This is a genomic window from Parapedobacter sp. ISTM3, assembly GCF_016533505.1.
Lineage (GTDB): Bacteria > Bacteroidota > Bacteroidia > Sphingobacteriales > Sphingobacteriaceae > Parapedobacter > Parapedobacter luteus.
Genome location: NZ_JAENGN010000006.1, coordinates 125,470 through 137,805, shown reverse-complemented (window position 1 = coordinate 137,805; position 12,336 = coordinate 125,470). Strand labels below are relative to the sequence as shown.

The following is a 12,336-nucleotide window of genomic DNA, read 5'->3' as shown; positions in this document are numbered from 1 at the left end:
AGATAGACTGATAACCAAAGAATGCCCAAAATAACATATTTTTGCGCATATCAGTATCTAAAATTAGAAAATATATTTGTGAAAAGCAATTCCGAAATCAAAAATATCGCAATAAACGTTTTGACGCAAGAGGCAAATGCTTTAAACAAACTGACGGAACGAATTGACAGTGATTTTATTGCCGTTGTCGGGGCTATCTTGGAATTGAAGGGAAGAGTGATAGTTACAGGAGTCGGCAAGAGTGCTATCATCGCGCAAAAAATTGTAGCGACGCTAAACTCTACGGGTACGCCGGCAATATTTATGCATGCCGCGGACGCCATACACGGCGATTTGGGTATTATTCAGGAAGATGATCTCGTCGTTGTAGTTTCCAAAAGCGGTAATACGCCGGAAATAAAAGTATTGGTACCGTTACTGAGGCAAACACAAAACCTGCTGGTAGCCGTTGTGGGCAACATCCAATCTTATTTGGCGCACCAAGCCGACTATGTCTTGGATGCTACGGTAGAAAAAGAGGCCTGCCCGCATAACCTTGCTCCCACCACCAGCACGACAGCCCAATTAGCAATGGGCGATGCCTTGGCCATTTGTCTTTTGGAGTGCCGTCAGTTTACCGATCAGGATTTTGCCCGCTACCATCCCGGCGGCGCCTTGGGTAAGCGCCTGTACCTCAAGGTAGCCGATCTATCCACGCAAAATCCAAAGCCGTGGGTGACATCGGAAGCATCGGTGCGTGAAGTTATCGTGACCATAACCAAGCATCGCTTAGGCGCAGTAGCGGTAATCCGCGGAGACGATTTGATTGGAATCATTACGGATGGCGATATAAGACGGATGCTTGAAAATCATCCTCAAATCGATGGGTTGGCTGCAAAAGACATTATGGGCAGGTGTCCCAAAACCATCGATAAAAATGAGTTGGCGGTGCACGCGTTCGATATAATGCGTCAACATAATATTACACAGCTTTTGGTATTGAACGAACAATCATATGATGGAATCGTGCATTTACATGATTTATTGAAAGAAGGGATAATTTAGGCTGTTGGGTTTTAAATACTAAATTTAAATTTTTAGTTTTAACAAAATAAAGCTGCAGTAGGTATTGACCGCTGATTGGCCGACACAAAACAAGAACCAATGAAGAATTATTATGCCGTTATCATGGCCGGAGGTATCGGGAGCCGATTCTGGCCCGTAAGCCGCACCAAAATGCCAAAGCAATTCATCGATATGCTGGGCACCGGAAAAACACTCATCCAGGCGACATATGACCGTTTTCAGAAAATTGTCCCCCCAGAAAACATCTTTGTGGCCACGAACGAGTCCTACGCAGATTTGGTTCGTGAGCAATTGCCCGAGCTATCAGCCCGGCAATTGATTTTGGAACCCATTATGCGCAATACCGCACCATGCATCGCATACGCGAGCCACAAAATACTCCAACTGAATCCGAATGCCACGATGGTCATTGCTCCAGCCGACCATTTGATTCTCGAAACGGACGTTTTTGTAAGTGATATCACCAAAGGGCTCAAATGCGCGGAAAGCAATGATTGGCTGATTACCTTAGGCATCAAGCCCTCTCGCCCAGATACAGGCTATGGTTACATTCAGTATGGCAAAAGCGCAACAACACCGGGATTTAAGAAAGTCAAGACTTTTACAGAAAAGCCCAACCTTGAATTAGCCAAAACATTTTTGCAAAGTGGCGATTTCCTGTGGAATGCCGGCATATTTATCTGGTCTGCCAACTCCATTATCAGCGCGTTCCAAAAATATCAGACAGAGATGAATGAGGTGTTTAAGGAAGGAACCGACCTGTATAATTCCGACCACGAGACCAAATTTATTTCTGGCGCTTTTGTCCGGTGTGTCAATATTTCCATCGATTTCGCCATCATGGAAAAGGCGGATAATGTATATGTGCTTCCCGCAGACTTCGGTTGGTCTGACTTAGGCACCTGGGCATCTATCTATGAACTGGCCGAAAAGGACTACTTGGGCAACGTATCTTCTTCTGCGGAAAACGTCATTGTATATGACTCGTCCAACTGCATGATCCATACGCCTAAAGATAAGCTGGTCATCGTCAAAGGATTGCATAACTTTATCGTGGTCCAATCAGACGATACGTTGATGATCTGTCCGAAAGATCAAGAGCAAGGTGTGAAACAGATTGTCGCGGATGTTAAGGAAAAATCCGGGAATAAATTCGTTTGACGGCCTGACGCGCACAACGACTTCATGGACTCTGGATTCGTAAAAACAGCAATCGATACTTCAGGATTAGCCATAATCACCTTCGGCCATCCTGTTCATAACGCGTTGCCGTCGAACTTGCTCACGCAACTGCGTGAACATATTGAGACAGCGAGCGCCAGTATGGCAACTAAACTGATTCTCTTGCAAAGCAGTGGTGAAGGGGCCTTCTGCGCTGGTGCAAGTTTCGATGAACTACTGACTTTAGCAGATGAACAGGCCGGGACCGCTTTTTTTTCGCGTGTTGCCGATGTCATAAACGCCATACGGAAGTCGACCAAACTCGTCATTGGAAGAGTACAAGGTAAGGCTGTCGGCGGCGGAGTAGGCCTTATCGCGTCGTGCGATTACTGTTTTGCATCGGAGAAAGCTGCGGTTAAATTGAGCGAAATCAGCATCCATTTAGGTCCGTTTGTCATCGCACCGGCTTTGGCCCGCAAAATTGGCGTATCAGCCCTGACCGCGCTTTCCCTTAATCCGACGGTGTTTTTTGATGCGCAATGGGCATTGCAACATGGCCTTTTTCACACGGTGATGCCTTCTGTTGATGATCTTGACGACAAGGTTCATGGGTTTTGTATGTCCTTGCTCAATACAAACCAGGAAGCGCTCCTGGCACTCAAAAAGACGCTTTGGCGCGGGACTGAAGATTGGGATGAACTGCTTTACGAACAGGCAGCTATCAGTGGCAGGTTAGCAGTTGGTGCAGAAATTAAACAACAGCTGAACAGTATTAAAAAGAGCAAATAAGGTGCAAATCCATCTCGGCTAAGAAAAAAAACGATTACCTTAGCGTAGAAAACTGAGTCGATCCAATGCGAAAATCGTTGTATACCTTCCCGTTATGCGTCGTGCTGTTCTTTGTGACTGGCAGCGCGCAGGAACATTCCCTAAACCGAAGAGCCCAGCAAGCTTTCGAAAAGGCGGGTAGTCAACTAAAAAACAGGCAATACGCACTGGCTGTTGCGTCTTTGGAATCCGCCGTTGCACTTGACCCGGACTTCGCTGCAGCTCACCAGCAATTGGGCGATATTTATCGTAGACAACGCGACTATGAAAAGGCGATTCCCCACTATTCCCGTGTTATTCAACTGAACCCCGCTTTGACGCCGCTCACCTGGTTTGGCTTGGGCGAAAGTCTTTTGCATACCGGAAATTATCAGGAGGCGTTACCTGCACTGCGGAACTATGCGGCCATACCCGGACTGGATGCATCGGGTAAACGGCTCACAAATAAATATATAGCGGACTGCGAATTTAGCTTGTCTGCTCAACAACATCCACTGGATTTCCATCCTGTCAATCCCGGGCCTGCCATCAACACGGAATATGACGAGTACTTCCCCAAGCTTACCGCCGATCATCGGACCATTATCTTCACCCGTAAGGTAAATGAAAGGGAAAGTTTTTATGAGAGTTCCCTGGATAGCAATGGTAAATGGCAACCAGCACGGTTTCTGGAGGGAGATATCAATTCAGCACAATATAATGAAGGAGCACATTGTATCTCAGCTGACGGTAAATACCTGTTTTTCACCGGATGCAACCGCCCGAATGGATTAGGCAGTTGTGATATCTATGTGTCACGGCGGGAAGGCGACCGTTGGGGCGAGCCCTATAATTTAGGTGAGCCAATTAACAGCGCGGGCTGGGAGGCACAGCCAGCACTGGGGGCAGATGGAAAAACACTTTATTTCGTAAGCAACAGAAGTGGTGGCCAGGGCGGCTACGATATCTGGAAATCTACACTCCAAAGTAATGGGCAATGGGGTGACCCGCAGAATCTCGGTCCAGCTATCAACACTCCTTTTGACGAAAGTTCGCCGTATATCCACGCCGACAACCGTACCCTTTATTTCGTTTCAAATGGATGGCCGGGATTTGGGGATAAGGACATTTTCAAAAGCCAAATGGATGCTGATGGTCATTGGCCACAGCCAAATAACCTCGGCTATCCCATTAACGACCACCGTGAACAAAGCGCGCTGACCGTGAGCATGAATGGTCGGTATGCCTTCTTTTCCAGCCGCAGGCCGGATGCACTGGGCGGATTGGATATTTACTCGTTCGAATTGCCCGAAGCTAGCCGACCTAACCCGGTAGCTTACCTTAAGGGCGCCATCGTAGACTCGGACAGTGATGTGCCTATCCAAGCGGAAATAACGGTCACAGACATCTTGACCAATGAACCGCTATACCAAGAATCCGCAGACTACGAAGACGGTACATTCCTCGCACCCTTGCCATTCGGCAAGACCTATGCCCTTCACGTCAAACATCCGGGATATCTCTTTTTCTCCAAAAACTACCCTCTTGACGACAGCACAAAAATAAATGATGCCTACGAAATCCGTATTGCACTTTCGCCGATAAAAATAGGGAACAAAGAAACACTCAACAATATTTTCTTTGAGACAAACCAGTATGAGTTGTTGCCACAGTCCAAAAGTGACTTGGACAATTTGATCGATTTTCTGCAATTAAATAAAGAAGTACGAATAGAAATCGGCGGGCACACGGATGACACGGGAAGCGACGCCTATAACAGAACACTTTCGGAGAACCGTGCCAAAGCCGTACATGACTACCTGATTCATGCAGGCATCGCCGTGGGGCGGCTTCACTATAAAGGGTATGGACCATCGCAGCCCATCGCTGGAAATGATACTGAAGAGGGGCGCCAACTAAATCGTCGCACAGACTTTAAAATCATTAAATAAATTGCCATACACATGAAAAGAAAACTCCATCTACTTGCATTATTATCATTGGCATGCGGTTTAGAATGCACAGCGCAGGTCGTCGCACCCGCCGCTAAATTACAACTGGTGGCCGACGGGTTTGGCTTCACCGAAGGTCCGGCCATGGATGCGGAAGGGAACGTGTTCTTTACCGACCAACCCAATAACCGGATATGGAAATATGACACCAAGGGCAAGCTTTCCATTTTCATGGAACCCGCCGGGCGTGCTAATGGCCTCTATTTCGACAACGAGGGGTACCTGATTGCCTGTGCCGACGAACAGTATGAGCTATGGCGCATCGGTATGGATAAGCAGGTCGAAAAGCTTGCGGCAGGCTATGATGACTCGCTATTCAATGGTCCCAACGATGTATGGGTGTCCCCTTCAGGGCTCATTTATTTTACCGATCCTTACTACCAGCGCAACTACTGGAGCCGCACGGAGCCGGACATGCCGACGCAGGGCCTTTACCTTTACAAAAACGGCCAAGTCATTCGCTTGGACGATCAATTTAAAAAACCCAATGGCATTATCGGCACCCCGGATGGCAAAATGCTGTACGTAGCAGATATTGGTGACAGTAAAATATATCGGTATCGCGTTGAACGTGACGGTTCGCTCACGGATAAGCAGTTGTTTGCATCGCAAGGTTCGGATGGTATGACCATAGACAGCAAAGGGAATATTTACCTTACCGGCAAAGGCGTGGATGTCTATAACCCTCAAGGAGAGCGGATCGAACACATTGATGTGCCAGTCAACTGGACGGCTAATGTATGCTTCGGGGGCCGGGATCGCGATTATCTTTTTATTACCGCCACCGACAAGGTATTTATATTGAAAATGCAAGTAAAGGGGGGCTACTGACCCCCCTGGTTATTACCGCTAATTACCGCATGATACTAAGCATGCTGACCAGCATGTTTGCCCTCAGCAAACTCTTCAATAATCTTTTCGTTGAAATCGGGAAGGTCGTCGGGGGTACGGCTGGTCACCAACCCCTGGTCTACAACAACGGCGCTGTCCTCCCATAATGCCCCGGCGTTAATCAGATCCTTGCTGATGTTTTTGACTGAAGTCATTCGGCGTCCCTCCACCACTTCAGCGTCTATCAGCACCTGTGGACCGTGGCATATTGCTGCCACCGGTTTACCGGCGCTAAAAAAGGCCTTTACAAATTCCAATGCCTTTTCATCTACTCGGAGCGTGTCTGGGTTTATTACGCCCCCCGGTAGCAATAGGGCGTCATAGTCGTTTGGATTCGCCTTATCCAGGGACATATCCACATCGAAATCAAGACTCCATTCGTTGCCTTTTTTAGCTCGTACAACATCCTTACTTGGCGATACAATATGTGTGGTCGCACCTTCCAATTGCAATGCATCCCTGGGGCTGGTCAATTCAATTTCTTCAAACCCATCGGCCGTTAAAATAGCCACTTTTCGATTGCTCAATGTTTCAGCCATAATGCTATCCTCCTTTTTGTCATTACCATTCAATAGTAAGTTACAGGGAAACGGCGAAATTTGTTTTTGAAATGTCATCTTTCCGTTGGTATCCACTTCCACACTTCGTTTCCTGCTATTGGGTAAATGTTCGCGTCACGGAGGGGCTGAAGAAGATGGACTCCGGTCAAAGCGCCGAACGCGGGCAGTATTAGTGTTTGTCTATAGTGATAAAAGCAAGGTAGCCTGTAAGTTTGCCGCCCTTTCGTTGGGATAAGGCACCCCGGATGCACATGGCCAGCAATGTTGATTAGACCGGCCGCCACATGTTCCATCGGGTGGTGCGTACAGACGATATGTGGCGCTACCGGATAAGAGACAAAGACCTCGATAGCATTTTTTTTCAACAAATTATCCGGCAGAATGTCGTGATTGCCTCGAGTAAGGACAAACCGGACTGTGGTATTGGCGCTGCGGAACTGTTCAAAAGCCAGCCACTCACTATTCAAATCGCTATGAAACAGATCTCCCAAAAACACAACCGTGCGAATCGGATAGCCATCAAGCAACGACTGTAGGCGTGTCGTATCCTTATCATGCAGAACGGAGGGCATGAAGATGCCAGCCTTGCGAAAGTGTGCGGCCTTACCTAAGTGCCAATCTGCAACGACCAAGGTTTTTTGCGCAGGCAGGAGAAGCGCCCTTTCTGGAAGCAAGGCGAATGGCGTACCCATGATATCAATCGTTTTGCTCATGGCGTTAGGCCTCCAATTGTGTTTTCAGCTTCTCCAAGCGTGCTTGCCAATCTTCGTTGCTATATCGCTCGCGGAAAGATTCAGCAAACACAGGAAACGCAAAGGGGGTGAGGTGACCCGGACGTTGCAGCACAATGCGGTGTGTTTCTATGCGTTCAAACGCTTTATACATGCGCGATGCTTCCAATTGGAAATCATAGACCTCGTCATAGGCCTGCCGCAACAGCAGGTTGTCCGAATCGAATTCTTCGAATACAGAAAAGAACAAACCAGAGTTGGCTTGCAGATGTTTGGTTTTCATCGGTTTGCCGGGATATCCTTGGAATACCAAGCCCGCTATGCCAGCAATGTCCCGGAATTTTCGCCGTGCCATTTCACGGATGTTGATGCCGCTTTGGATATCATCAAACAGTTTTTCGGTTGAAAACAATCCCTTTTGCAGTGCTTCTTCTAAGGGTAGCGGATGGTCGCAGAGCAGCTCAAAGCCATATTCGTTGCTGGCAATGCTAAACGAAGCATTACGGATGCTACTTAGCCGGTAAGCCACCACGGCAGCCATACCTTCATGCACCAGCTTGCCTTCAAAAGGAAATACGAAGAGGTGATAACCATATCGTGTATGGATGTATTCCACTAACAATTCGTCCGCCGTGGGCAGCTCCGATACCTTACGCTGCTCATCAAATAAAGGTTGCAGGAAATCTAATTCCGCTGGATAGGTGTGCGGCTCGCCATGAAGCTCGGTAAAGGTATGTCGCAACGCCGCCCCGAAGTTGTCGGAGATGGGAAACCTGCCACCCATCCATGAAGGCACCGCCCCTTTCTTTCCTGCGGCGGGACGTACAATAGCGTGGATATCCTTTACACGCACCAATTCCAATAATCGACCCGAAAACCAGAAGGTATTGCCCGGCTGTAGGCGCGAAATAAACCATTCCTCGATGGTCCCCAAATATTTGCCGCTAAGAAATTTCACGCGCATCATCGTGTCGGATACAATGGCACCGATGCTCAACCGGTGGCGCATGGCCACCGGTTTACTCGTCACGCGGTAAACATCGTTTTCCAACACCACTTTATGGAATTCCTCATAGGTATCGAGCGTACGCCCTCCTTTTGTGATCATCAGCAGGCATTCATCAAACTCCTCGCGGCTGATGGACGCAAAACAATGGGTATTCTTTACTTCAGCGTACAATTCATCGGCGCGGAATCCATCGGACACGGCCAGCGTGACCATATACTGCACCAACACGTCGAAAGACCGAACGTACGGTAGGCGTTGTTCCAGCAGTCCGTTTTCCACAGCGTAACGGATAGCTGCTCCTTCCATGATTTCGAGCGAATGAGTTGGCAAAAAGTAGATCTTGCTAGTCTCACCGGGGCGGTGGCCGCTTCTTCCCGCACGTTGGATGAACCGGGCAACGCCCTTGGGCGAACCAATTTGTACTACACAATCTACTGGCCTGAAATCGACACCCAGATCGAGACTGCTTGTACAGACCACGGCTTTCAGTACGCCGCGATGCAGCGCATCCTCCACCCATTGGCGGAGCTCTTCGCTCAGCGATCCGTGGTGTATGGCTATCGCACCAGCCAGTTCCGGTGCTGCCGCTAATAGGTGGTGGTACCAAATTTCAGCTTGGGATCGAGTATTCGTAAATAACAAGGTCGATCGGTGGGCCTGGATAATGGGGAGTACTTTATTAACCATTTTGGTGCCCAGATGACCGGCCCAAGGAAACCGGTCCAACGTGTCAGGCAGTAGCGTTTCCATGTAGATAGCCTTCTTCAGATCGGCCTTCACGAGGCGCCCCCGATTATTCGCACCGAGTAAGATATCCATAGCTTCGCGTAAGTTGCCAATCGTCGCCGAAATACCCCATACGCATAAATTTGGACAAATTTTACGCAAGCGACTGAGTGCCAGCTCAACGAGCACTCCCCGCTTGCTGCCCACTAACTCGTGCCACTCATCCACTACTACAAACTCCAGCTGCCTGAAATAATCGTGATAGCCTTTGGAAGCGAGTAATAAATGAATGCTTTCTGGCGTGGTTATAAGCGCTTGCGGTGGTGTTTTGCGCTGGCGTTGCCGTTCGTTGGTGTCCGTATCTCCCGTGCGTAGTCCAATATTATAGTCGAGTTCCAGGTCTTCGCTTACTGTGCGGGTGGCCTGTAAAATTTCTGCCGAAAGTGCCCGAAGCGGCGTAATCCAAAGGCAATGAACGCCCTTCGGCTTCGTTTGACTACGGTAATACCGTTGCACTATGCCAAACCATACGGCGAAGGTCTTCCCGTATCCCGTAGGTGCATTGAGCAACCCCGATTGGCCATCTGCAATGGCTGACCAAGTCTCTTGCTGAAACCGGTGAGGTCGCCAGCCTTTATTGAAAAACCATGTATCTGCGAATACGTTCAACGATGTAATCCCTTCAACAAAGGTAAGGTTTTGCCAACGAATTTAAAGTTGTTATCTCTTCGCCCGAATAATGCACCCGCCCAGCTTGTTCGGCTTCACGCGTTCGCCGATTGGATCAGCTCCAGTAAATCAGCGTGGGTATTGGCCGACTCGGGCGACTTATCACGCCGCCAGCGCAGGATGCGCGGAAAGCGCAGCGCTACACCCGACTTATGCCTACTGCTCGCTTGAATGCCCTCGAAAGCAATTTCAAACACATGGTGAGGGGGCACGCTGCGAACCGGCCCAAAACGCTCCACCGTATGATGCTTTATCCACCTGTCCAGCTCGGCGATTTCCTTATCAGTCAATCCGGAGTAGGCTTTGGCGAATGGTACCAGCGTACCGTCATCGCCCCATACGGCAAACGTGTAGTCTGTATAAAGGTTGGCCCGTCGTCCATGGCCACTCTGGGCATAAATGAGCACTCCATCTACCGTCAGCGGATTAGTCTTCCATTTCCACCAATTGCCTCTTCTGCGGCCGCTGCCATACGTACTGCCTTTGCGTTTGAGCATGACACCTTCGCAATGGAAATCCCGGGCATGTTGTCTGAAAACCGCTACTTCTCCCCAGTGGTTAAAGGGCATTAATTCAGAGAGCAGCAATACATGGCGTAAGCCTGGCGACGACAACAAGGTCTCAAGCAGCTTCCGGCGGTAATGCATCGGAGTATCCCGCATGTCCTCCCCTTTCCATTCTAACAGGTCAAAACATACCATCACAAGCGGAGCTTCCTGAAGTATTTTCGGGGAGAGTGATTTCCTTCCAATACGCGTCTGCATCACTTGGAAGGATAACGGTCGTTCATCTTTCCATGGAATGATTTCACCATCGATGACCGTTCCATCGGGCAATAAATTCCCCAGTGGCGCAAACTCAGGAAACTTGTCGGTGAGTAGATCTTCTCCTCTACTCCATACAAACAACTGGCCGTTACGCACGATGATCTGCCCTCGAATCCCGTCCAGTTTCCTCTCGATATACCAATCACCGATATCGCCAAGTGATTCCGGGGGACTGTCCAACTGATAGGCGAGATAAAAGGGATACGGTTGAAAATCCCTCGCCCCCTTTTTAGATTCCGCAAACAGCGATGTCATGGTCTCTTTATCAGGCAGCCATTTACCCATCAAACGGTGAGCCACCGCAGCCTCATCAATTCCCAGGTGGATGGCCAGCGCTTTGATAACCAGCTGGCGAGATACGCCGATCCGGAAATTGCCAGTGATCAGTTTGGTAAATACAAATCGTTGATCGGTGTCCATGTCTCGCCAATACGTTGTGATAATTTCCCTTTTGCGGTCATCGCTCAGCCCATGAAGGCCGGCAAGCTGCCCAATAACATCGGGCAACCGATGTTCCTTTTCCGGAGCGTGCGGGGGCAACATCAAAGCGATTGCCTCGGCAAGGTCGCCTACGATGTGATAGGATTCTTCAAATAACCAATACGGGATTCCGCTTATATCGGCTGCCCAAAACTTGAGATCGCTGGTACGTACTGGACGTTTTGGCCGGTTGCCAATCAACAGTGCTATAGCATACAGTTTGCTCCGATCGTCTGCATGCTGCAGGTAGTTAACGATCGCGGCAACCTTATCATTTGTCTTGGTCGTCTGATCGACGGCGACAAATAGTTGGGTAAACAACTTCATAGCTCATCCTCCACAGTAGCAGCACCCCGCAAATGCACCTCAGACGCCTGCAGCCCGTGCTGGTCGCGTAGCCACCGGGCAAACGGCCCTTCGTAGCCGTGGGTAACGTATACGTCTCCAGCTCCGGTGGCTATTACCGCACGATTGAGCTGATCCCAGTCGGCGTGGTCGGAAAGTACAAACCCGCGGTCTACACCTTTGCGCCGCCGGGTACCACGAAGCTGCATCCAACCACTACACAACGCGATGCGGTACGGCATCAGTTTTCTTAGCCATGAAGTATTCAAGGCTGACGGCGGGGCTACGATTGCTGCACCCTTTACGGTTTGCCGTCCTGTCTCCGGTATAAGATAATCACCCGGAAATTGATATCCTGCGCTTGCCAGTACGGCATTGGCATTAGCCACAGCACCGTGTAAGAATATTGGACCGATCGATGTGTCCAAATGCCGAAGGATAACTTGAGATTTGCCGAGCGCATAGCCAAGGAGTACGGTATTGGTGCCCTCCGCTGCGTTTTGAGCCCACCACCCATTTATCTCCGAGAAGACAGCACCCGGTTGCGGAAATCGGTAAATAGGCAATCCAAAAGTAGATTCTGTAACAAAATGATGGCACGGTACCGGTTCGTATGGTATACTTACACCATCATTCACGCATTTATAGTCGCCGGATACCACCCATACTTCCCCTTTATATGCCAGCCGAACCTGTGCCGACCCAATGATATGCCCTGCCGGATGCAGGCTTATCCGTACGCCGTTGATGGAAACGGCTTGCTGGTACGCCAGTTCCTGTATGACAATATCTGCTCCCAAGCGTGACCGCAGAATAAGCGCGGTGTGTTGATGGCACAGATAGCGCCCCATCCCCCGTCGAGCATGGTCGCTATGCCCATGAGTGACGATAGCCCGTTCCACAGGCTCCCACGGATCAATATACACATCCGCTTGCGGACAGTAAACACCACGTTCAGTAAATTTCAGCATCGTGGATATTAAACAAAAATAG

At 49.3% G+C, this 12,336-nt stretch carries 10 protein-coding genes; 5 read left to right on the top strand and 5 right to left on the bottom strand.

Annotation, left to right across the window (positions count from 1 at the left end; genetic code table 11):
• Positions 1–78: 78 nt before the first annotated feature.
• The 5 genes from JHJ32_RS10305 (at position 79) to JHJ32_RS10285 (ending at position 5,876) form a co-directional block, all read left to right on the top strand.
• Positions 79–1,044 (top strand): KpsF/GutQ family sugar-phosphate isomerase, encoded by a 966-nt coding sequence (locus JHJ32_RS10305; protein ID WP_200120910.1) that lies wholly within the window; start codon positions 79–81, stop codon positions 1,042–1,044.
• A 99-nt stretch (positions 1,045–1,143) separates the two neighbouring features.
• Positions 1,144–2,226, top strand: a complete 1,083-nt coding sequence (locus tag JHJ32_RS10300) for a mannose-1-phosphate guanylyltransferase (RefSeq protein ID WP_079715869.1) — start codon at positions 1,144–1,146, stop codon at positions 2,224–2,226.
• A gap of 24 nt (positions 2,227–2,250) precedes the next feature.
• The gene (locus tag JHJ32_RS10295; RefSeq protein WP_079715868.1) at positions 2,251–3,015 is read left to right on the top strand and encodes an enoyl-CoA hydratase/isomerase family protein; all 765 of its coding nucleotides are present in this window, start codon (positions 2,251–2,253) and stop codon (positions 3,013–3,015) included.
• Positions 3,016–3,080: 65 nt separating this feature from the next.
• Positions 3,081–4,985, top strand: coding sequence for an OmpA family protein (locus JHJ32_RS10290; RefSeq protein ID WP_079715867.1), 1,905 nt, complete (start codon positions 3,081–3,083; stop codon positions 4,983–4,985).
• Positions 4,986–4,997: 12 nt separating this feature from the next.
• Positions 4,998–5,876: an SMP-30/gluconolactonase/LRE family protein gene (locus JHJ32_RS10285; protein ID WP_079715866.1), complete on the top strand. Its 879-nt coding sequence runs from the start codon at positions 4,998–5,000 to the stop codon at positions 5,874–5,876.
• Between the two features lie 35 nt (positions 5,877–5,911).
• On the opposite strand, the gene JHJ32_RS10280 is transcribed toward JHJ32_RS10285, so the two are convergent.
• The 5 genes from JHJ32_RS10280 to JHJ32_RS10260 form a co-directional block, all read right to left on the bottom strand.
• Positions 5,912–6,475, bottom strand: coding sequence for a type 1 glutamine amidotransferase domain-containing protein (locus JHJ32_RS10280; RefSeq protein WP_079716041.1), 564 nt, complete (start codon positions 6,473–6,475; stop codon positions 5,912–5,914).
• 74 nt (positions 6,476–6,549) lie between these two features.
• Positions 6,550–7,209: a ligase-associated DNA damage response endonuclease PdeM gene (gene pdeM / locus JHJ32_RS10275; protein WP_079715865.1), complete on the bottom strand. Its 660-nt coding sequence runs from the start codon at positions 7,207–7,209 to the stop codon at positions 6,550–6,552.
• 4 nt (positions 7,210–7,213) lie between these two features.
• Positions 7,214–9,631, bottom strand: a complete 2,418-nt coding sequence (locus JHJ32_RS10270) for a ligase-associated DNA damage response DEXH box helicase (protein ID WP_079715864.1) — start codon at positions 9,629–9,631, stop codon at positions 7,214–7,216.
• A 95-nt stretch (positions 9,632–9,726) separates the two neighbouring features.
• Positions 9,727–11,325 carry an ATP-dependent DNA ligase gene (locus JHJ32_RS10265; RefSeq protein WP_200120909.1) on the bottom strand — a complete coding sequence of 533 codons (1,599 nt, stop codon included), beginning with the start codon at positions 11,323–11,325 and terminating at the stop codon, positions 9,727–9,729.
• On the bottom strand, positions 11,322–12,314 hold the full coding sequence (locus JHJ32_RS10260) for a ligase-associated DNA damage response exonuclease (RefSeq protein ID WP_200120908.1): 993 nt from the start codon (positions 12,312–12,314) through the stop codon (positions 11,322–11,324). The genes JHJ32_RS10265 and JHJ32_RS10260 overlap by 4 nt, the downstream gene beginning before the upstream one ends.
• Between the last annotated feature and the right edge of the window lie 22 nt (positions 12,315–12,336).